Origin of the sequence: Streptomyces sp. Edi2, assembly GCF_040253635.1 — a bacterium.
Taxonomy (GTDB): Bacteria; Actinomycetota; Actinomycetes; order Streptomycetales; family Streptomycetaceae; genus Streptomyces.
In genome coordinates this window covers 293,827-314,081 of sequence record NZ_JBEJGX010000001.1, presented here as the reverse complement: position 1 = coordinate 314,081, position 20,255 = coordinate 293,827, and the positions used below count along the sequence as shown (strand labels likewise).

At 69.6% G+C, this 20,255-nt stretch carries 29 protein-coding genes; 20 read left to right on the top strand and 9 right to left on the bottom strand.

From position 1 onward, the window contains the following. Positions 1–7: 7 nt before the first annotated feature. From ABR737_RS01685 to ABR737_RS01655, 7 genes are all read right to left on the bottom strand, one after another. The gene (locus ABR737_RS01685) at positions 8–349 is read right to left on the bottom strand and encodes a hypothetical protein (RefSeq protein ID WP_350248369.1); all 342 of its coding nucleotides are present in this window, start codon (positions 347–349) and stop codon (positions 8–10) included. A 308-nt stretch (positions 350–657) separates the two neighbouring features. Then, on the bottom strand, positions 658–855 hold the full coding sequence (locus tag ABR737_RS01680; protein WP_350248368.1) for a hypothetical protein: 198 nt from the start codon (positions 853–855) through the stop codon (positions 658–660). 352 nt (positions 856–1,207) lie between these two features. Beyond that, positions 1,208–1,618: a hypothetical protein gene (locus ABR737_RS01675; protein ID WP_350248367.1), complete on the bottom strand. Its 411-nt coding sequence runs from the start codon at positions 1,616–1,618 to the stop codon at positions 1,208–1,210. 347 nt (positions 1,619–1,965) lie between these two features. Beyond that, positions 1,966–2,286 (bottom strand): hypothetical protein, encoded by a 321-nt coding sequence (locus ABR737_RS01670; protein ID WP_350248366.1) that lies wholly within the window; start codon positions 2,284–2,286, stop codon positions 1,966–1,968. Between the two features lie 326 nt (positions 2,287–2,612). Beyond that, positions 2,613–2,801, bottom strand: coding sequence for a hypothetical protein (locus ABR737_RS01665; RefSeq protein WP_350248365.1), 189 nt, complete (start codon positions 2,799–2,801; stop codon positions 2,613–2,615). A gap of 138 nt (positions 2,802–2,939) precedes the next feature. Beyond that, the gene (locus ABR737_RS01660; RefSeq protein WP_350248364.1) at positions 2,940–3,209 is read right to left on the bottom strand and encodes a hypothetical protein; all 270 of its coding nucleotides are present in this window, start codon (positions 3,207–3,209) and stop codon (positions 2,940–2,942) included. Between the two features lie 343 nt (positions 3,210–3,552). Then, on the bottom strand, positions 3,553–3,879 hold the full coding sequence (locus tag ABR737_RS01655) for a hypothetical protein (protein ID WP_350248363.1): 327 nt from the start codon (positions 3,877–3,879) through the stop codon (positions 3,553–3,555). A 904-nt stretch (positions 3,880–4,783) separates the two neighbouring features. Between ABR737_RS01655 and ABR737_RS01650 the strand changes: the two genes are divergently transcribed. From ABR737_RS01650 to ABR737_RS01635, 4 genes are all read left to right on the top strand, one after another. Beyond that, positions 4,784–5,497 (top strand): hypothetical protein, encoded by a 714-nt coding sequence (locus tag ABR737_RS01650; protein ID WP_350248362.1) that lies wholly within the window; start codon positions 4,784–4,786, stop codon positions 5,495–5,497. 66 nt (positions 5,498–5,563) lie between these two features. Further along, complete coding sequence (locus tag ABR737_RS01645; RefSeq protein WP_350248361.1) at positions 5,564–5,989, top strand: hypothetical protein; 426 nt, start codon at positions 5,564–5,566, stop codon at positions 5,987–5,989. A 1,934-nt stretch (positions 5,990–7,923) separates the two neighbouring features. After that, a complete protein-coding gene (locus tag ABR737_RS01640) occupies positions 7,924–8,385 on the top strand; it encodes a hypothetical protein (RefSeq protein ID WP_350248360.1) in 462 nt (153 codons plus the stop codon). Positions 8,386–8,512: 127 nt separating this feature from the next. Further along, positions 8,513–8,695, top strand: a complete 183-nt coding sequence (locus tag ABR737_RS01635) for a hypothetical protein (RefSeq protein ID WP_350248359.1) — start codon at positions 8,513–8,515, stop codon at positions 8,693–8,695. A 263-nt stretch (positions 8,696–8,958) separates the two neighbouring features. On the opposite strand, the gene ABR737_RS01630 is transcribed toward ABR737_RS01635, so the two are convergent. Continuing rightward, on the bottom strand, positions 8,959–9,153 hold the full coding sequence (locus tag ABR737_RS01630; protein ID WP_350248358.1) for a hypothetical protein: 195 nt from the start codon (positions 9,151–9,153) through the stop codon (positions 8,959–8,961). 470 nt (positions 9,154–9,623) lie between these two features. Between ABR737_RS01630 and ABR737_RS01625 the strand changes: the two genes are divergently transcribed. The 5 genes from ABR737_RS01625 to ABR737_RS01605 all read left to right on the top strand — a co-directional run bounded on the left by ABR737_RS01625 (position 9,624) and on the right by ABR737_RS01605 (position 12,828). Continuing rightward, positions 9,624–10,115 (top strand): hypothetical protein, encoded by a 492-nt coding sequence (locus ABR737_RS01625; protein ID WP_350248357.1) that lies wholly within the window; start codon positions 9,624–9,626, stop codon positions 10,113–10,115. A gap of 99 nt (positions 10,116–10,214) precedes the next feature. Beyond that, positions 10,215–10,424 carry a hypothetical protein gene (locus tag ABR737_RS01620; protein WP_350248356.1) on the top strand — a complete coding sequence of 70 codons (210 nt, stop codon included), beginning with the start codon at positions 10,215–10,217 and terminating at the stop codon, positions 10,422–10,424. A 66-nt stretch (positions 10,425–10,490) separates the two neighbouring features. Further along, on the top strand, positions 10,491–11,096 hold the full coding sequence (locus ABR737_RS01615; protein ID WP_350248355.1) for a hypothetical protein: 606 nt from the start codon (positions 10,491–10,493) through the stop codon (positions 11,094–11,096). A 540-nt stretch (positions 11,097–11,636) separates the two neighbouring features. Then, positions 11,637–12,083 (top strand): hypothetical protein, encoded by a 447-nt coding sequence (locus ABR737_RS01610; protein WP_350248354.1) that lies wholly within the window; start codon positions 11,637–11,639, stop codon positions 12,081–12,083. 184 nt (positions 12,084–12,267) lie between these two features. Then, on the top strand, positions 12,268–12,828 hold the full coding sequence (locus tag ABR737_RS01605) for a hypothetical protein (protein WP_350248353.1): 561 nt from the start codon (positions 12,268–12,270) through the stop codon (positions 12,826–12,828). Positions 12,829–12,972: 144 nt separating this feature from the next. On the opposite strand, the gene ABR737_RS01600 is transcribed toward ABR737_RS01605, so the two are convergent. Continuing rightward, positions 12,973–13,176, bottom strand: a complete 204-nt coding sequence (locus ABR737_RS01600; RefSeq protein WP_350248385.1) for a cold-shock protein — start codon at positions 13,174–13,176, stop codon at positions 12,973–12,975. A 181-nt stretch (positions 13,177–13,357) separates the two neighbouring features. On the opposite strand from ABR737_RS01600, the gene ABR737_RS01595 reads away from it, so the two are divergent. The 11 genes from ABR737_RS01595 (at position 13,358) to ABR737_RS01545 (ending at position 19,710) form a co-directional block, all read left to right on the top strand. Next, complete coding sequence (locus ABR737_RS01595) at positions 13,358–13,951, top strand: LPD29 domain-containing protein (RefSeq protein ID WP_350248352.1); 594 nt, start codon at positions 13,358–13,360, stop codon at positions 13,949–13,951. 113 nt (positions 13,952–14,064) lie between these two features. After that, entirely contained in the window at positions 14,065–14,262 is a 198-nt protein-coding gene (locus ABR737_RS01590; RefSeq protein ID WP_350248351.1) for a hypothetical protein, read from the top strand. A gap of 94 nt (positions 14,263–14,356) precedes the next feature. Further along, positions 14,357–14,755: a hypothetical protein gene (locus tag ABR737_RS01585; protein WP_350248350.1), complete on the top strand. Its 399-nt coding sequence runs from the start codon at positions 14,357–14,359 to the stop codon at positions 14,753–14,755. A gap of 389 nt (positions 14,756–15,144) precedes the next feature. After that, entirely contained in the window at positions 15,145–15,486 is a 342-nt protein-coding gene (locus tag ABR737_RS01580) for a hypothetical protein (protein ID WP_350248349.1), read from the top strand. 824 nt (positions 15,487–16,310) lie between these two features. Next, positions 16,311–16,583, top strand: a complete 273-nt coding sequence (locus ABR737_RS01575) for a hypothetical protein (RefSeq protein ID WP_350248348.1) — start codon at positions 16,311–16,313, stop codon at positions 16,581–16,583. A gap of 167 nt (positions 16,584–16,750) precedes the next feature. After that, entirely contained in the window at positions 16,751–17,134 is a 384-nt protein-coding gene (locus ABR737_RS01570) for a hypothetical protein (RefSeq protein ID WP_350248347.1), read from the top strand. Between the two features lie 142 nt (positions 17,135–17,276). Further along, positions 17,277–17,444: a hypothetical protein gene (locus ABR737_RS01565; RefSeq protein ID WP_350248346.1), complete on the top strand. Its 168-nt coding sequence runs from the start codon at positions 17,277–17,279 to the stop codon at positions 17,442–17,444. Between the two features lie 509 nt (positions 17,445–17,953). Then, positions 17,954–18,145, top strand: a complete 192-nt coding sequence (locus ABR737_RS01560) for a hypothetical protein (protein WP_350248345.1) — start codon at positions 17,954–17,956, stop codon at positions 18,143–18,145. Between the two features lie 210 nt (positions 18,146–18,355). Then, positions 18,356–18,517 carry a hypothetical protein gene (locus ABR737_RS01555; RefSeq protein WP_350248344.1) on the top strand — a complete coding sequence of 54 codons (162 nt, stop codon included), beginning with the start codon at positions 18,356–18,358 and terminating at the stop codon, positions 18,515–18,517. 76 nt (positions 18,518–18,593) lie between these two features. After that, positions 18,594–19,463, top strand: coding sequence for a hypothetical protein (locus ABR737_RS01550; RefSeq protein ID WP_350248343.1), 870 nt, complete (start codon positions 18,594–18,596; stop codon positions 19,461–19,463). Between the two features lie 79 nt (positions 19,464–19,542). Continuing rightward, positions 19,543–19,710 (top strand): hypothetical protein, encoded by a 168-nt coding sequence (locus ABR737_RS01545; protein ID WP_350248342.1) that lies wholly within the window; start codon positions 19,543–19,545, stop codon positions 19,708–19,710. Positions 19,711–20,255 lie beyond the last annotated feature (545 nt).

The window sequence follows — 20,255 nt, the reverse complement described above, 5'->3', positions numbered from 1 at the left end:
TCGGGCATCAGGTCATGTCCCCGTTCACGCTGCGGCGCGCGGCGGGAATCAGCGCGCGCTCCATGCGGATGGCCTGGCGGCGGGCCGGATCCCGCTGGTAGGCGGTGGTGGCGAGCGCCTCCCGGACGGCCCGCCGGTCACGGCGGTGAGCGGCGCTCTGGAACGCCTTACGGAGGCCCGGCTTGGCCCAGACGGTCACACCCCGGCTGTACTCGGGAAACCCGTGCTCGTCGCGGCCAGCGGACCGCAGGACGCCCTTACCGACGGCGGCCTGGTCGTCGACCATCAGCCGGGCAGGGTTGCCCGCGCGCAGCGGACGGACGCGCCGATGGTGATCGGTACGGGACATCAAAGCCTCCAAAAGGGCACGGCATTCTTCACGGGCCGGCTGAGGGTCCGGCAGGGCGGGACGTCGGCCGCGGTAGGGACCGCGGAAGCGGGCGGGGAAGCCGGGCAGCCGGGGCCGGGCGGCGGCACTGGAGACAGCGCGACAGCAGCAGCGCAGCGGCGGCCCCACCCCACCCCACCCCGCCCCGGGCCGAACCGGAGCGGAGCGGAGCGGAGCGGCGCTCAACGGGGACGACAGTTCTGGAGGGCGCGCCCCGCACGCCGCGACTCATCGCTGCCGTGCCTTGGCCTCGCCCTGGTCATCCCGGCTCAGGACACCGTCCATCCCTTGGCAGGCCGCCCGGGCGCGCGACGGATGGTGCCACCGGGGGTGAGCAACTGGCCAGTGGCCGCACCCACACCCAGGGCATCGATCCGGTCCAGCAACGCGGCCACCTGCTCGGCGAGTTCGAGGGCCTGCGCGCGACGCTCATTGAACTGTTCGGCAGTGCCAGTGAACATGACCATGGTGGTTCTCCTAGTCGTGGGGCCATCAAGAGGCTGCTTCGAGCAGAAGACGCGGGCCGCGGAAAACACCGCCGCAGCAATGACTAAATTACCCACAAGGAGCCCCGAAGTCAAATCTTAAGCGTCGCCGACGATTGAAGCGCAACCCCGGCAGGCCGGGCCGGATAGCAACAGCAGACCCACCGGCCGGAACTCGGGCCGGGGCGTGTCCGTCGACGAGCTGCTCGCCGCCGCGGGGTCGCGGGCCGGGCCAAAACGTCCGCACGGCGGCGTGTGGTGCTCCTTCTGTGAGTTGGTGGCGAGGTGGCGAGGTGGCACACCCACCGGGCGGTGGCCTTCGTCGTTCCTGCGATCAGACCCGGCCGTCTGGTGAGGCGAAGATGCTGCGCAGCTCTTCCTCCGAGCCCGCCGACAGGTCCCAGGTGTCGGACCACTTCTGAATGCACTCCAGCTTGCGCTCCGCGATGCCAACGCGCTTACCGAAGTCGTCACGGACATCAGCCAGATAATCGTTGGCCTGGTCGTACTGCCGCAGCCATTGCACGAGGGGGCGTGCGATGGCGTCGGCGATTTGAGTGACGGCCTCCGCAGTGGCGTCTGCGGGAAGGAGGTTACCGACCAGAGCCTGTGCGGCTTCACGAGCGGCGTCCTTGGCGCGGGCTTCGAGCAGGTCGCGCCCAGTCAGGGTGAGATCGGATGACAGCTTCTTCGATCCGGCGACCATGTCGGCGAGAAACGGGGGGAGGTCGGGTTGGCTGCTCACAGAGGGCTCCTTCGTGACGTAGGGGACGCCGGTCTTCTTGTTCCGGGCGACGGGCCGGGGGCAGGCGGCACAGCGGGCACAGCGGAGCCCGGCGAGGTCGGCGGCGAGGCCGGCGACACCGGGCCGAACAACGGCGAACACCGCCGGTCATCTGCGAACGCCCGCCGAACACGGACGAGCGCCCAGGAAGCAGCAGTGCCTCCTGGGCGCCCGGCTGCCGGCGGCTCATTCCAACGGCTTGCCGACGCAGGCGAGTGCGAGGTCGTGCGCGAACAGGTCCCCGATGTTGGACACTTCCCTCTCCGGCCGCTCCATGGAGACGGGAGCCCCTTGGATGGGCATGGAGATCAGCCGTCCCAGCGCCGGGCGTTGCCGGCGCTGGTCCACAGCTTCTGATCCCGCCGCTTGGTACATGAAGGCCGCCACTCGTCGGCGTAGCGGGCCACGACGTCGCGGCCGAGCATCCCGCGCGCCAGCAGGGAACGGATCTCATGGACCCTGATAGCCCGGCGCAGTGCAGCCTGGGACGACTCACCTGCTCGCGGGGAGCAGTTGATGCCGAGGCGTCCGCAGATGGAACGGGCGATCGCGGTGACCCCCATCGGCTCGGCGCCCTCGTCGAGCGCGGTGTAGACGTCCATGGAGGACGGGTCATAGGGGGTGGGCACGGGGCCGGATCCCTTCGTCGGAAGTCTGATGAGCACGAAGTCGCGTCTTGGTTGCCGGGGCGCGGCCCCGGTGCGGCCGCTACCTGCCGTAGGCCGCACAGGCACGGTGGCGCTCCCTGGGGCGCGTGCTCGGGGCCGGGTGCACCCGTAGATCAGCTGCGGCCAAGGTCACTGTCGTAGACCACCGAGGTGCCGCTGTCGGTGGTGCAGCGCGACCGGACGGCGGACAGGCACGGATGGGCTGCCGCCCAAGCGGGGCGACGTCGATAGATGGCCGGGCGGGTCGCTGCGTCTTGCTCCCGGTCGCTGCGCTGGCCGGGTGGCTGTCACGCGGGGAAGCAGCGAGGGCACAGGATCGAACCCCTTTCGAGGCGGCGGGTCACCTCCTCTTTGGTGAGCCGGATGTTGAGGAGGACGGCGCCACCGCAGACGACGTCCTGCCGGTGCCACGCGTGGCTCTTGTGGATCACTCGGCCGTGGGTGGCTTCGCCGGAGCGAAGTACGTAGCGGGTCATCTGTGCCTCCTGCGATGAAGGGTGGCCGTTGCCTATCCAGGGCCCCTCGGCCGATGAGAAATAATTTACTCGCAAAAGCGCCTCTGTGTCAAATGTAAAGCGTCAGCATGGCGCTCCGTGGGGCCGCTCGCCCCGAACTCACGCGCGGGCGCGTTCAGCCAGGCGCACGCCGGTCGCGGCATCCGCCGCGGCCAAGCCGAGGACACCCCGGGCCAGACGCCGGCCGCAGAAAGCCGCCGCGTCGCCGACGCAGACCTCATCCAAGTCAATGCCGAAGACCACATGCCGGGCCGCCGCGGCCGCCGCCTCGAGGTCGCGGCGCACCAGACCCGCCAGACCGAGCCGAACGGCACGGACCCAGCCGAACGGCCGGCCGCCGGCGCCGGGCGGGTGGACGGTGCGCACCACCCCCCGCAAACAGGCCCGCCACCTCGTGGCCAGGCAGACGGCCAGCTCCCTCCTGAGCAATCGCCGCCTCCTTCTCCGCCTCCTGCCTCACCGGCCGACGGAAGGCGCCGGGGCGGAGCGGCGAGACCGCGCAGATACGCCAGAAGGGAGGCCGCGGTGCCGTCCGGGGTGGCGCGCGGCGGTGGCGGCCGCGGCGAGGTAGAACGCGCCGAGCTCCGATCCCTCCAGCGCGGCCAGGACCGCGGGCACGTCCCGCGTCCAGGCAGCCGGGTCCAATCGCGCGGCCCGCCGAGGCGACAGCGGGGCCACGAACGAGCACGTCCGCAGCCCGCTCGCCCGTTCGTTATGACCGATCGCCGGAAAGGGACCGCAGGACCGGCAGGACCTTCCCCCGCTCAACATCCTCGGGCAAAACCACCGCGCCCTGCCCCGCGCTCAGTGCCTTGAACACGATCTCCGACAACAACCCCGAGCCGATCGGAAAGGAAACCTCCGCAACGACGCCGGACCACCCCTCCGGAACAATCACGACCCAATGCCCCTTCGCGATCACCCGCTCGACGAAACCCACCGCCAGCCTCATCTCATGCCCCTTCGGACAGGCCAGATCCTCCACCACCCCATCCTCGAAGACCCGGTGAATCGTGATCCCAAACGGCAGCTTCTCCATGACGCACACCTCGCAGAAAGTCAAAAAAGGGCCGGCCCGGAGATCTTCACCCCCGCACCACAGGTAGGTAATTTAGCCGATAGACTGGAGCGGTGTCAACTGCACTGACGGCGCCCGACACAACAGGGCGAGGAAGGCAGAGCACGGGCCGGACAGGCAACACCAGCCCAGAACAAGGCAATCGGATCGGGGCGCAGCGAATCTGCCGGGCAGCACCCGACGAACACGCTCGACACAAAACCACCCGACCGGCACTCCGGCAGACGACCGCGGGCAAAAGCGGCGGAGCCGGCACGCAGCGAAGAGCAGCACACCCAACACGGCGACCAGCAAGGCAGGAACCAGGAGCCGACACGGCGTTCCCCGGCGGGCCAGCCACAGCACCGCGCTGAACACAGACGAACACCAGCGAACACCGCTGAACAGCTCGGCCGGCGCCTGCCCACCAACGGTGGTACACGCCGCCGCGGGGCGAGACGATGGTCAGGGACACCAAGCGACTGCCCGCGCCGCCGGGGACTGCGGCAGGCACGGCACCGTCCGAGCCGGTATCGGGCTCGTCGGTAACGGGCTCGTCGGCAGGCGCAGCGGGCGGGCCGGGAGCGGGAAGGACGTCCACCAAGTACAGCAGGGCCACGGCCGCGGACTTCAGACCCGCCGCGACCGGGGCACCCGGCAGGCACGGCTCCGTGGGCTTCCCCGCCCAGCAGAGGCAGCCGCGACGCAGGACGACACGGCACCTTGGAGCCCGGGGCCGCAGGCAGCCGAACAACGCCCCGCGCCTGGCGTCAACTTCCTTGCACGAAGCCAATTTGACAGTTCAGGACTGGTTGACTAAATTACCCACCAGAGATTGCGGGACGGACCCGCCGGACCAACCACCACGAAAGGAAGCCCAGACCTCATGGACATCGAGATGCTGCACTTGCCCTTGAAGGCCAAAAACGGACACTGGCTCCCCGACAACGCTGAAGTAGAGGCGGCCCGACTCAACGGAGAACTGTTTATCGCTGGCTCCACGCCCATTTGCCGCAGTTGTGGCATCCACCCGAGCACCAGGGTCGCTGGAGATGTCGCCGAGGTGAAAGACCCCTGCCCCCACCCGGACGGCATCACCACCGAGATCACCATCGACGTACCGTCCGGAAAGCTCCTTGTCACCGACGACCTGCGCCCCGTCTACAACTGGGACGACGACACCATGGCCAGCTACGAGTCCGCGCTCGGCAAGGCTCAGGCAGTCAAGGCCATGGCAGCCATCGGTTGCGCATTCGGCCCAGCCAGCAACTGCGGCCTCGGCCTGTACCGCACGGGTCCGGACAGCTACATCATCGCCAGCCCACGCGCCGACGATGAAGACAACCCGTCGCTCCCCGAGAGCACCCGCCTGGCAGGTATCTGCACCGACCTGTGGGCCTACTCCATCGCCGACTTCCAGGCTTGGAAGTCCCGGGGAGGCGACCCCGCCAACCTCGGCTGGAGCGACACCGTCGTGGACGTGCCGCCGGGCACATACCAGTTTGTCCATCACTCCGGGGAACGCGGCTTCGACCTCGATGCCGCCGAGACCGTGACCTTCGCTCACGTCCAACGCATCTCCCCATCCCCCACGGCCTGACAACGGCGCTGGCCCTTGGGCCGACCCCCGCCGCTTCCCCGCCACCCCCGAACCCGAAGGAGCCGCATGATCCAGGAATCCCGCTTTCTGATCTCGCGCAGGCCGTTCGCGATCGACCTGTCCACCGTGACCGCTGAGCTGCGCGAACACGGCGGCATCCACCCCTACTACAACCTCAGCGGGCAGGCCAACGCCGTTTGGTACCGCCGGGAAAAGGGCGTAACCAAGGCGTGCATCGGCTCTCTCATGCTGATTCGCCACTACCTGCGGAAGCCTGTCAACCTCGACGACCCGCACGACATCCTGACCACCGACCTGGACGGCCGCCACGGCGGCGAGTGCCACGGCCGCTGGGACGGCAAGCGCTACTGGGGAGCCCAGGAGCCCCAAAAGATGGAAAAGCACCTCGCGATCCTGCGGCCGATGCTCGACAACTACCCGTGCCTTCCGCCGGGATACGACGGCTGGTGGACGTTCCAGGGCACGCAGTGACTGGCGCCCCCGACACCTACCCCTCGGCAGGCCGAGGCCCCTGGACTCCAGGCACCTCCCACCTCGTGCCGCTGCCGCGCTGCCAGACCTCCTTCGACGTGCCACACTCCTGACGGTTCCCGATCAGCAATCTTTGCGCAGGTCAGAGGTGCAACACAGTCGTGTTGCACCTCTGCGTTGCATCCTGCGTTGCACTCACAGGCTGGCCGCGTTGCAGCGGCTCCGCGCATGACCTGTGACAGCGAAGGCGGACCGGTTGCCATCGAAGTTGGACTGACGGCTGTTTGTGTCATCGAAGATGGACCGCCGCAAGTCAGCGCGATGGAGTCAGCTGTGGAGTGGACTGGCAGACGAACGGCGGGCATATCCGGGCTGGCTTGCTCGCAGAGGACGCCGTACTTGGGCCGACCCTACTGCGGGTGGGCTCTGCGCTCCTGACCTGCGGCGGTCCATCTTCGCCGTCAAGAAACGGCGTTGGTCCATCTTCGGTGGCAATCGGTCCAGGTTCGTTGCCAAAGGACAGCGCAGCGCCGTGGTCCCGCTGCGAACGGCGAATAACTCCCGAGATCACCACACTCTGACTGGAGCCCCCGCAGCCGCAGGCGAAGTCGGTGGATGAGGCTGACCGCTGCTCGCGCTTCTCAACCGATCTGATCGGCGCCTGGAGTCGTTTTGCTTGGGCACCTAGTGATCACGGACGCACACCGTGCCCTGCCACAAGCGGATTGTCCGTACTGGACCTGTCGAAGGCCGGCAGGAGCTCGAAAGGGAGGGGATCGCGACCGGCGGGCCCACGTCTGGCTCTGTCGGCGTGAAGAGACCAGTTGGGGTACGACGGCACAGCCAAGGGCAATGGACGGTGCTGGGATGCGGTAGCAGCACGAATCTCGCGCCTTCAGGCAGCGTGGGCGCTCCTACGGTGCAGCGGCGTGAGCAGCAGCGCGCCCGCATGGTCTGGCCACACCGAAGCAGCAGCACCACAGGGCAGCGACTTTGCACCATGCCCGAAGGCAGCAGTTTGTCGATCCACTGCCAGAGGCCGCCGCACACCTCGGCTCGTGGCGCAAGCGAACCGAAGTGAGCCGCGGCGGCTTACGCACGTGTAGTTGGCCGCCACGTCGACTCGTGCCGTGCGGGAACCAGGTGCAGAGCGGGATATCGGTCCACGTACGTGGCTACATCTCCTTGGGGCGAATGCCGTCCGGCAGACAGAGCTCACGTTTCGTCGGTCGCGTACTGCAACACGCTCCGGCAGACAGTCCTCGGCTAGTGTTTGCGCAGGTCAGCCCCGCAACGCCTCTCGGTGTTGCGCATCTGCGTTGCAAAGCCAACGCCCCGCGTTGCACCGGAGCGAGCGGCCGCAGGAAGCCGGCGGGTCCTGCCCGCCGTCGAGTGCCCCGACCGCCCCGAGAGACACAACGCTGGGGGCGTGACGGTGCGTTTCGGAGGCCATCACCGTCAGCAGGCTACCGAGTGGGGACACCATGCGTGATGGGGAGCAGCACGTCAGCGCGGCGGCACGGTGCGACAGCCGGCGGCACGGCGCTGCCGAAGGTAACAGTCGCACTCAGCAGCACGTGTAGCACTCACGAATAGCAGCGGATCGCAGGGTTCGAAGCAGCAGGTTGCATCCCCCGTCCCCGCCGGGAGGGCAGCAGGGGCTGGTAGCCCTTGCTGCGAGCGGAAGGTAGCCGGCGGGGTTGGCGTGGCAGCGCAGGAGAACTCTGTGACCGCAAGCGCGCCGGTGCCCGACACCAATCGGGATGAGCCAGAAGCGGCCGTACTACGTCGCGCATCCTCCATCTAGATCGCGGCAGCCGTCCAGCGCCCGGCCGTCATGACTTGACATGCTCTCACGATCTGGCTAAATTACCTGCTAATGGTCGAGGGGCCCACCACCCACCACGCGAGCGACCGCGCAAACCGGAGGACTTGTGATCACCACGCTCACTGACGCCGCCATCACACACGGCACCCGCGGCGTCCCCCACCGCATCCTCCTCGCCGACGACCAGTGGATCATCGTGGCCGCCGGACCCGAGACCACCTGCACCCCCACCCCGGCACCGGAGCGCCTCTACCGCTGGAACCGCGACAGCTTCTTCGACGTACCCGCCGACTACCCCGGCCCCTACACCACCCTGTGCGTCGGCATCGACTTCGGCCCCGACTTCCTCGACGGCCCCCGCCACGCTCCCGCCGACTGGCCCGCACCCGAGCCCAGCGCCACCGCCGACATCCGCTGGGAACTGCGCGAGGCGCACTACGAAGACGACGACGTCCGCTGGTACCCCCATGTCCCCGCCGAGATACTGCGCGCCTACGTACTCGGCCATGGTGGCGAGCACCCCCACCAGCCCGATGCCTATGACGACGCCTACGCCATGTGCTCCTGATAGCACCACAAACCGGCAACAGGGCCCTGCGCACCGCACCCCGGCCCCCTCCCCCGCAGGTGGGCCGCGTCATGAACCGCAATGACTGGTCCCGCAACTGCGGCACCCCGCAGAGAGGACACCGACTATGAGCACGAAGTGGCCCGAGCGAGTACGCCTCCCGCGTGGCCGACACACCCACGCCGCCGGGTACGCGTCTGGATTCGCCGACCGCGTCACGGCATGCAACAGGATCGCCGAGGACGGCGAGTTCCTGGCCGACGACAACCCCGTCACCTGCCCCGCCTGCCAGCGCGCCACCGGAAAGTGACGACGCCTACAGGACCGCTACAGCCGCGGCGAGCTCGAGGAGACAGGGCTGAGTGAATGGGTGAAGGCGCTGGCTGTGTCGCCAGCTTCGAGGAGCGCGCGTGCCGTGTCGGTCGCGACCCGGGCTCAGTGCTCGGGCATGGGCAGGACAGCCGGCCCCAGCCCAGCAGCGTTCACGAGTGCCGTATCAACAGGGCTTCCGCGGGCAACGCGGAGCAGCGGCGGACCGGCTGACGCTGCTCCGCCAGGAGGTGGATGCGCTGCTCAGCGTGCGGCGCGGATGCGCTCAAGCTCCAGGGCCTCCGCGAGGAGCCGGCCTGCTGTGGGCCGCATGTGCCGGTCCTCGCAATCGGCCGCCCAGGTCTGGTGGGTCCAGCACGTCTTGCGGTCGTCCGGATGCATCCCCGCACCCTCCAGCAGGTCGTCCCGCTCGATGGCGGCGGCGAGCTCCTTGCTCATCAAGTTCCTCCGGGTCTGCGGGTGCTGTCGAAGCACCCCTCGGCATCGGCACGGACTTGTGAAGGGACCCGTGTTCTTGGGCCCTTTCACAGGCGCGGTGTTCAGTTCTTCTCGTCGCGTAGGTGTGCGCTTTGCGGGTGGCCGGTGCGGGGCTTACCTTCTCGCAACGCCTGATAGGTAATCTAGCCAACTATCGCCATGACGTCAAGTCGCCGCGTTCCGGGCGAACCCCCCCTCGACCTCATCGGCTCACCCTGATTAATCCGCGGGCGGCGGGACGGGTAGGCATCCGCGTCGATTTCGGCCGTGCGGCAGTGCGCGGCAGTCAGTGCGCATGCGGAATGCGTGGGGGTCGAGTGGATGGCGGCACCAACTTGACGCATGATCCAATATTGACTAAATTACCTACTAGACGGTGCGGGGAGGCAAGCCTCGGGCCGGCCCCACGAATCCCCTACCGAAGGAGAAGCATGATCGCGACGCAGACCCAGCAGCCCTCCGCCGTCACCAAGGGGCCGGTTGTATGGCTCCTGGAGCGCGCCGAGTACATGGAGGGTGGTCGCATCCTCGGCGCCTTCGACGAGTTCGCCCTCGGGCTCCGTGAGTTCATCACCGAGGTGCGGGGGCTGTACGAGCACGTCGAGGGTGTGCGCCAAGAGCCGGAGGGCTCGGTACGACTGAAGGCGGGGGGCGACTCGCTGTCCCTCAAGCCCTATCGCGTCACCGGCCCGGTGTCCGCCGTGTGGGTACTGGAGGAGGGTGAGGAGTACATGGGCGGCTGCCTGAAGGGCGTGTTCTGCGACCCCTTCCGTGCGTTCGAGGCGTTCCGCGCCGCCGCGGGCCCGCACACCCCGCTCGGCGACTTCCAGCTGCAGCCGGACAACTCGATGCGCGTCTCGGTGGGCTGCGACTGGGTACAGCTGCGGCTGCTGGCCGTCCGCAGCCGCGCCGAGCGCAGCTGACAACCGTGGCCGGGCTGCACAGCGGCCCGGCCACGGGGGTTCACCCACGAGCCCCCACAAGCCCCGCACTGACCACCACGAAGCACCGGGAGTCGAACCATGGCGCGTACCTGGCACCACCGTCCCGACCGCGTCCAGGCCACCGACCGGCGCGCCGGCCACCGCGGCCGCTTCGCAGGCGAGGGCGGCCGCACCGGACACCAGAAGGCCGCACACAAGCGCGACCGGGCCGCTGTACGCCACGCGCTGCGCACTGGCGGCGAAGCCCCGCGTTCGCAGCGCCGCCGCGTCGACCGCGACGCCCACTGACGCGCCCGGCATACGACGTCATGCCACCGGGACCGGCAGTTACCACGAACCCCAGGAGTCACGCCAGTGAACACCGATTCTGAACTCATCCCGCACGTCGAAATGGTCCGCACCTCGCCATGGCTCGGAAAGACCGCAACCGGACCCCGTGGCCGGACGGGCACGGTGCGCCAGGTCTACGACGTCGAAGGCGTACACGTCGCCGTTCTCACCGCCGACGACGCGGACATCTACAACCGCCCGATCTGGAACGAGCCCGTGGACCTGCTGGCCACCGGCACATCACCCGCGGCGGTCCCCGACTTCAGCGACAGGCTCAGCGAATTCACCCGCCTTGAGGTGACCCTCGTGCGAGGCTCGCCGAGCGAGGCGGAAAACGAGAGGTTCGGCGCGCTGCGCGAGAGCCTGTCGCCCTACCTGGCGGCCGGGCCGCGCCTGCGCAGGGCGTTGATCGAGCAGGTACAGCCCGGTGACCGCGTCGTCGCCTCTCAAAACTGGCGTGCCACGGTGCTCGATCCCGACCTTGAGCCGCAGCTGCCGCTGCGCACCCGGATGCGGGTACGGGTCGACGCCCGCCACGTGCAGGCCGACCCGATGATGCGCGAGCGGTACGCCGACGGTGTCATCGACCTGGCGCCTAGCATCCTGGTGCCGACCCTCGGCCTGATCTAAGCCAGCGCCGTCCGCTGCCGTCCGCGCCCGCTTGTACCCGGTCGGAGCTCCCCCGGCCGGTACATGCATGCGGCACGCCACCCAGCTGCACTCGCCCCGGCATGCGAGCAGGCGCGTGATTCCGGGCACCGGCGCGCAGGGCTGGCAGCGCGAGCACAGCAGCCGCCCGTAGGCGGTCGGCAAGCGCCCCCGCGACGCCCTGCCGGTGATCCGCTCAGGGTGCTGCAGTCGGCGGCCTGGGGTGCCGGAAGAAGCAGCGCTGCACGGATCGCTACGCCGGCCCGACAGGCGCGCCGAAGCGGTCCTCAGGTCAGCATGGGGACACCACGGCGGTGGTGCGGTGCGCGTACTCGACGAGGCCGGGCGCATCGGGCTGGCGGGGTGCGGGCGATGGCGCAGCGCCGGCCAGATCGCACACGCAACGGACGCCGCAGCACATAAGGTACTTGACGCCAATGCTCAACATGACTAAATTACTCATTACTGGAGGAGGCAAGCCCCAAACCGGCCACCACGAAGCCCTCGCCGAAGGAGAAGCGCATGACCACCATCGCAGCCAAGATCGGCACCACCGACTGGAACCTCATCGGCATCCGCAGCAGCCAGGCCGGTCAAAAGTGCGACCACTGCCCCCGCTCCCTCAAGAACCTCTACGACGTCGAGAACCGAGTCACCGGCCAGACGATGACCGTCGGCCGCGGCTGCTGCAAAAAGGTCACTGGCTGGACCCTCACCGCCGCCGAAGCCGCCCGCCTCCTTCGAGTTGCCGCCATCGAAGCCCGCCAGGCAGCCGTGTGGGCTGAGTTCACCGCCAAGCACCCCGATGACGCAGCCCTGCTGGAGGCCGACATCGTCGCCTGGCGTACGGCACGCCCCGGGCGCTGCAACATTCCGGCCTCCGTCAAGAACGACATCGCCCGCGGCGCCACCCCTCGGTCCTGGTGGGCAGGCCGCATGCAGGAATACCGCCGCACCCGCCTTTCTTGACCCAGCCCGCCCGGCCTTCGAGGCCGGGCCCCACACGCCCCCACAAGCCCCGCACTGGCCATTACGAAGCCGTCCGAACCGGGAGCCCCGCCCGCTTGTGCCCAGCTGGCACCCTCCCGGCCCTGTATGTGCGGAGTTCCGCCCGGCCTGGCCCCGGACACCCGGACGAACGGAGATCCCCCTGATGCATACCGACAACTACGTCGAAGTCGACTGCCGCGCCCTCGAAGTCGACGGCCTCGCCAGCCTGGATTGCCTGCGACTCGACGGTGTCATCCACCTGCACCAGCCCGCTCTCGGCATAGCCGCCGGCCACTGGCGGGCAGGAGCCTGGCAGCGCGAGCATGGCCGCCCCTCGGCCTCCCGGATACTGGAACCCATCACCGACGCCGAGGCCGCCGCGTATGCGGACCGCGGCTACACCGTGCACCAGGCCCGCGTCGCGCCCAACTGGGTCGAGCCCCGCCCGAGGGAGCTCATCGGCTTCCGCCTCGGCGACCTGCGCCGCCAGCTGGCAGCCCTCTGCGAGATGCCGGATGACGCACTTGTGGTGATCTCCCCGGCCGACCACCCTGACGAGTCCCGCTGGTCGCCGGCGGCGCTGTACGTCAGCACGGGCCTGTACGCGCCGGACACCTCCGGCGGCGGCAACTACGGCCGGATGTACGACGCCGAGCCGGACGACGAGGAAGACCGCGCACCCGAGGGCGCCGTGCCGGCCGTCGTGCTACACCCCAGCAACTGACCCCGGCGGCAGGGCGAGGACCGCCCCACGGGGGCGTGGGGCGTGGGGCGGCCGAGGTGCGGGAGCTGCGTTCGGCCGTTCCGATGCGGCAACAACAGGGCGGGGCCGTCACCGACGTGACGGCCCCGCCCTACGCCTCTTGGGTCAGCCCCGGGCGATGTTCTCCGCCTGCGGGCCCTTTGCGCTCTGGCCGACGGTGAACGTCACCGGCTCACCCTCGATGAGCTCCCGGTAGCCGCTGCCGGAGATGTTCGAGTAGTGGGCGAAGACGTCGGGGCCTCCGTCGTCCTGGGAGATGAACCCGTAGCCCTTCTCGGAGTTGAACCACTTCACCGTACCGGTGGCCATGCCTGCGGACCGACTGTGCACCGGGCCCGGGGTGTTGACCGTCAACATGCCGGATCCGGACAGGAGTTGAGGTCCAGCGGATTTGACACTTGCGCATCAGTTGACTAACTTACCTATCAAGCGGTGCGGGGAGGCAAGCCCCGCTGGCCGCCGCCACGAACGTCACCAGGGAGGGCCCGCCATGAGCAGCACGGACACCGTCTTCAGCACCAGCGACCTGCACACCCCCGAGTACCGCGCACTGCGCCTGACCCCCGGGGCCCGCGTCACCTACCACGGCAGCGTCGACGCCGCGCACGGCGAATGGACCGTCCACCCCTGCAGCTGCCGCTGGTGCACCCGCGATGTCCGGCGCGGAATCCCCGCCCCCCGCTACGAGCTGCGCACCCTCGAAGGTCGGACCACCGGCCCCTACCACGTGCGCCACACCTCCGTCACGCCGGTCATCGGCGAGGAGGAGCTCAACCAGGCCGACATGCGGGTTTCCACCAAGGCCACCGCCGCCTACCTGCGCCGCCAGCTGCGTGCCGCCTTCCCCGGCGTGAAGTTCTCCGTACGCTGCGGCCAGGACCGCAAGCGGGGAGACATCACCGTGACCTGGGGCGGCGGCCCCTCCAAGACGGCCGTACACACCATCACCGCCCCGCTGCTCGCCCGCTACGACACCCCCGACCGGGTCCGGCCCCGCGCGATCACGGTCACCACCGGCGGCCGCACCTACAGCGGCACGCCGAACGCGGCCGCCATCCACCTGGGCCGCACCACCCACGCCTGACCCGACCGGGGCGGGGCCCGCACCCCGCCCCGAACCACAACCCCACCCGCCGCCGGGCCACCCGGATCCGGCCCAGCCCGGCGGCGCCCACCGACCCCTGCAGGGAGAGTGCAATGGCACGGATGATGACCCGCGAGGGCAAGCGCCGCGACTACTGCTGTCACGGACACAACCCCAAGGAACTCCACCACGGCACCGAACGCGCCCGCGAGAACAGGGAATGGCGCCGTGAGGTCGAGCAGGACGTCGCCGCAGACCGCACCGAGCCGACCACGTCCGGACGGAACGCGCGCGAATTCCCCGCGATTTGACATGCCGCTATTCCATGACTAAATTACCCACCAGTGGTTGAGGGGAGGCAAGCCCCGCGCCACTGCGAAGCCGCACCCCGACGAGGAGAAGCCCATGACCGCGACCCAGCAGCCCCACCTCGCCAACGCCCGTACGCGCGTCTTCCTGGGGCGCGCGGTCCGCGCCCTCGCCGCGCCGCTCGCGGCCCGCGTAAGCCGACACCGTCGGGATGCGGAGCTCACGGCCCGGTTCGACCAGCAGCTCCGCACCGCCGCCGACGCAGCCATCTCCCTCGCACGCCGCGCCCTCTACGACGTCACCTGGCGCAGGCTGATGCCCCAGGAGCGCCTGACCGCGCGTGGAGAAGTCACCGTGGAGGACGTCACCGACGCGATGCAGCTGCTCTACGGAATCGTCGCGATCCCGCCGGAGAAGACCGCGGCCGCGCTGCGGGCCGCGTACGAGGCACGCGAGGGGCACGTAGACCTGACCACCGACGCGTATGACCGCTGACTGGCCGCACCCCCGAGTGATCGCCGGCGCCTCCGAATTATCCGAACACCGGGCGCTGGTCTGCCCTTTCAGGCAACGGTGTGCATCCACGGCGAAGCCGACGAGGACCGCCACGCAGCAGGCGGCTGCGTGGCTACCTCGCACGCACGCCGGGGCATCGGCCGCGGCCCTCTCGGCCCACCTAGGCCCAGCGGTCCCGGGTGCCTACCGTCGGCGACTCCGACGCCGGCTCCCGTACCCGACGGCGCGCACCCACGCGGATTCCGGATTCATCCTCCACCCAGCACTGAGACCAACGATGCTGGCCAAGAAGCGCCCCCGCAGACCAGTCACCGGACGAAGCCACCGGCTCGACCACCGGAACAACTGCTACAGCCATAACGACGCCCGTGGAGACCAACATGCCCGACCCCGCCGCCGCGAACGAAGCTCTCGACGCCGTACGCGCCAAGGGCCGAACCGCGCTCGCCGCCCTGCTCAACGCCGGCGCGGACAAGGTTCACGACGCGGTCCGTGCAAAGGACCCTGCCGCGCTCGCCGCCCTGCTCACCAAAGATGTCGCCCTTGCCCTAATCGAGGTACTCAACGCCAGGGCCTACCTCGCTCACACAGGGGACACCGCCTTCAACCCCGAAGCCGCCACCGACTACGAGGCCCTGCGCCTGGCCGAAGGGATCCTCGCCGCCCCTACCACCCCCCGTAATCCGGGATCCGTCCACCGCAACCAGTAACGCCGCAGACAGCCCGGCCGCCCCACGGCCGGGCTGCCGCACGGCACGCCGGCGGTCGCGGAGTCCTGACCCGACCCGAGGGCGGGACGCCTCCGCGGTGACTCGGCCCCGGCGCGACCGCATACCTCGGTATCCCGGCCGGGCATCGGAGCATCTTCGGACACCGCGCCTGGGCCTGCGAGACGCCTCGCGCCGGCGATTGGAAGTTGTTCGGCCATAGCCCGCCGCAACACCGACCGGTGAGAAGCTGTGTCACAACCTCACGACGGGCTGTCGAACTGCCGCTTGGACACCCAGTTCCGATCGAACTGCGGAGCAGGTTGATGCTGGTCAGATGCACGCCACGAACGGGCGTTGGTGAAACTCCGTCTCGGATGTGTGCACCACACAACGATGATCGCCCCAGCCAACGGGCTGAGCCAGCCACCATGCAGCAGACCCGTGTTCCTGACGCTCCGCCCAGCGTGAAGCCCGCTGAACAGGACGCCAGCACCGCAGCGCGTATCCGGCTGAGAGTCCAACGGCCAGCACGAAGAGGGGATTCACCTCACCATCATCCCGTGCGCTCCAGGGATATGACACAGCTTCTGACCTCACGCTGCACTCCCCGCTTACCGCCATCCCGGGCGCCAGCTCTCTCGGGATCCGCGCCACCTACCCCACGGCGCATCCTGCCCCCGACCTACACACCAAGGCCCAGCCACGGTCCGTGACCCGAATCAGAGTTGACATTAACTCAATATTTGGCTAAATTACCTATTGGCGGTACCGGGGAAGCAAGCCCCGCACCGCCACCACGAAGCGCCCAACCCGAGGAGAAGCCCATGGACCAGCGCGCCCAGGAACGACAGGACACACTCCGCCAGCTCATCAAGAGCGACTCCCTGACCCTGGATCAGGCCAGGGCCGCGCTGCTGGACCTCTTGGACGTGAGCGCCGTGGCGCAGACCGGCCCCGATGTCACGGCATACCACGGTGGCGGAAGCTTCTCGTTCTCCCACGAGGAGGTCGTCGACGCCGAGTACGCTGCGCGGGAAGATGTCGGCAACGACGTGGACGGCCGCATGCTCGACGCGCTCCAGCCGTCAGTGAGCTGACACCAGGGCAACCGCCATGTCGAAGGGCGCCCGGCGCCGCAACCGTCTCCGGGCCCTGGAACGGGGGCTCCGGCGCGGAGCCGGCCCCATCCCGCTCTACCACGTCCGCCCGCTGCACGAACGCCCGCACCCCCGGCCAAAGGCCCCGACGACCAGGAAGGCACGTCATGACCGTCCAGACTCTCGAACAGCTCGTGCGACTCCTGCTCGACGGCGACCCGGCAGGCCGGGCGCTGTTCGCCGACGCCCTCGCGCTCGCCTACGACGACCAGCCTCTGCGCGCGCTGCGGTACGAGCACGCGGCCTTGCACGTGGAGCACGCCGAGATGGTCCTGAAGCAGCTCGCCGCCCGCGCCGGTGAGCTGGACCAGCACAAGGCCATCTGCGCGGACTGTGGGAGCCAGGCCACGTTCCCCGGCGGCCGGATCGAGGGAACCCGGGCGGCTCGCGCCGCAGGCTGGCGCGACCACGAGGAGCTGCTCAACGACTGCGGCGTCACCTGCCCCGCATGCACCGCGAAGTGCCCGGGCCTGCACGGCTTCACGTCGTAGTACACCGCTGGGCGCAAAGCCCGCTCACCTGGCACCGGGCGCCGCTATCCGCCACCACCTCAGCGACACCGGGCCACGGCGCGCCACCCGCTCGGCCCCGCCCTGGCCACCTGACACCCCAGACCCGAAGGAACCTCGCCCCATGCCCTGCATCACCCCGAGCGCCTGCCGGCACTGCGGCATCGGCCACCTCGAACACGCGCGGCAGTGGACCACTGCCGCCGGCTGGCACCGATGGACCCCGCCCACCCAGGAACAGATCAAACAGCGCATGATCGAGCGCCGCCGCACCCGCACCGCGCACAGCTGACCCGCCCAGCGCCAGAACGCAAAGCGCACGGCGCAACTGCTCCTCGCGCTGCACCGCCATACCCTCAGGCGGTCGCAGGCAAGGAGGACGGATCCCACTGACCGGCCACCTTCACCGCTCGGACCGAGGCGGTCACGCAGTACCTGACCCCGCCGCACGCCACAGCCGCCGCACTGCGCACCGTCGCATCGCGTGGCATGGCCGCCGGACCCTGACGCCCCGTCGCTACCGCCCTTCCCTTCCGTCCGGCCGTGACACGGGGCACCGTCCTTTGTCCCCGCTCCGCGCCCCGGGCCTGCCTCAGGGCTGTGGCTGACACGGCACCCGACGACGTCCCCGGCGGATCCACGGGCATCGGCGCATGCTCCCCGATCGATCCATGACCTGACGGAACACGCACACCCCCAGGCTTGACACCTTCGCAGTACATGGCTAAATTACTCATTAATGGCTGAGGGGAGGCAAGTCCCGCACCGCCACCACGAAGCGCCCAACCCGGGGAGAAGCCCATGGACCGCACCGACACCGCCACCCTCGAAGCCATGCTCTCGACCGCCCCCGAGTGCGAGATCGGCCACACCTGCTGCGAAGGCACGGCAACTGAGCGGGACATCCACCCCACCGGCGCAGCGCTCGGCGAGGACTGGCTCGTGGTCTGGTATTGCCTCCCCTGCGCGTGGCAAGCCGCTCGCGGCTCCTGAGCGGCGGCGGCCCCGGGCCCCACCGGCCGGTCCCGCCGCCGCCCGAGGCTGGATGCCATCCCCTGGCGGGCCGCAAGGCCCGACGGCCGGGCCCACAGAAGCCCGCCGCACCGGGCAGCATTGACACGCCTTCGGCATTTTTGAATAAATTACCCATACGCGGAAGGTCCCTCCCCGGACCTGACGGCCCTGACCGAAGGAACCTCGCCCATGCCCGCCACCCCGAGCGCATGCCGGCACTGCGGCATCGACCAGCACGAACACCTGCAGAGGTGGTCCACCGCGGCCGGCTGGCACCGCTGGACTCCGCCCACCCAGGAACAGATCAAGCAGCGCATGACCAACCGCCGCACCCGCACCGCGCACACTTAACCCGCCCGACGTCAGAGCGTGGCCACGGGCGAGGGATCGCCCACCGCCTCCTCACCCCCGACCAGGAGACCCACCCGTGAAGCCCCTCACCGACATCCGCGCAGCCTTCGCCGCCCTGCCCGAGGACATCGATACCGATCAGATCGCCGAGGCCACCGGCCGCCAACGCGCCTCGGTCCTGCGCAACTGGGCCCAGGACCCGACCTTCCCGTCTGGCACCCGCGGCCCTGACGGCACACGCCTACGGAAGAAGAAGGCGGTGCTCGCCTGGATTGAGAAGCAGCCGTTCGCGCAGAGGGAGAACCCCCCGGGCCCGCGTAACCTCGCCGAACGCGCCCGCGCACTGCCGCCGCTCGCTCTGCGCCTGAGCGTCAGCGAGATGGCCGAAGTCCTCGGCGTCGTCCGGCAGGCGGTCAACTACTACGCCGCCAACTACCGCCCCGGCACCACCGACCGCCCCTTCCCGGCCGCCGACGGCAAGCGGAGGCGCAGCTGGCCGGAGGTACGCGCCTGGATCCTGGACCAGGACCCCCAGACCGCCGAGCAGACCCCCCTGGCCGAGTGGCTCGCCGCCCAGCTCAAGATCCGCACAAAGACCGCCGAGGCCCTCCTGACCGACCCCCAGGCAGCCGAAGGGGCCGGCCTCGTCGAGCAACTCGCCACCCGGCTCGGTATCGGCACACAGACGGCCGAAGCCCTCCTGAAGGCCAACGTCCCCGCCCTCGTGCCCGCCCCCGCCCGCAAACGACGCCAGCCGGCACCCGGCCGCATGCTCATGGCTCCCCTCGCCCGTGCCGTGGGCATCGGCCGGGGCTCGCTCTACAACTACGCGAGCAACCACACCCTCGACAGCGACGACCCCTTCCCGGCCGCAGACGACGACGGCGCACGCGACCTCGAGGAAGTCCGCGCCTGGCTCACCCGCCACGGCAAAAACCCCACATAGAACAACTACACCCGCAACCGCAGCACTGCACCGGCCAACCGGCAGCCTCCACTACGCCCCGTCCGTCAAGGAGTCCACCATGCCCGAGCCCTTCCGCACACTCCTCACCGTCGGCATCGTCCTCACCGGCCTGGGCCTGATACTCCGCCTCTACGGCGAATCCGCACATCGCCCCGTCACCCTCTACGGACTAGGCACCGCCGGCATCGGTCTCACCGGAGCCATCCTGGTCACCCTCGCGAACTGACCCCAGCCACCGATGCTGACAGCGACAGCCCAGGAGCAGCGCAGCACACGCCCCGGTAGCCCCGGCAATGCCGCACCCCGGGCTGCGGCACGCCAGACCGCTATAGTTACCCGCAGGGCTCACTCCTACGGAGGGGCTTCGTGGAGGGGCCAGACGATCTTGCACACCACCCCTTCCGGGTGGAGGACTTCGGTCCTGTCGTCTGGCCCCAACCCCTCCCCCGCAGCCCGCACAACACACCACCGCCGCACCGACGGCGAGCCGGGCGAGACCGTGCCCAGCGCGCCGGCCGCCGGCCGGGTCGGGCCAGCCCCGCAAGCTTCCCTTGCCGGGGACACAACGACGGCCGTGGCCTCAGCCGAACGGGAGGCGCCAACGAGACAGGCCCGGCCGCCCGTCGGCGGGCACCCAAAGGACCAGCACCTGGTCGCGGACGAAACCGTGCTCGTCGGCCATTGCCAGGCGTGCGACACGGACAGCGGCGAGCGGGCGGCCGACGAGGCCCGTACCCCGGACAGCGGGCCCGTCGACGGCCGGCCTCGTCA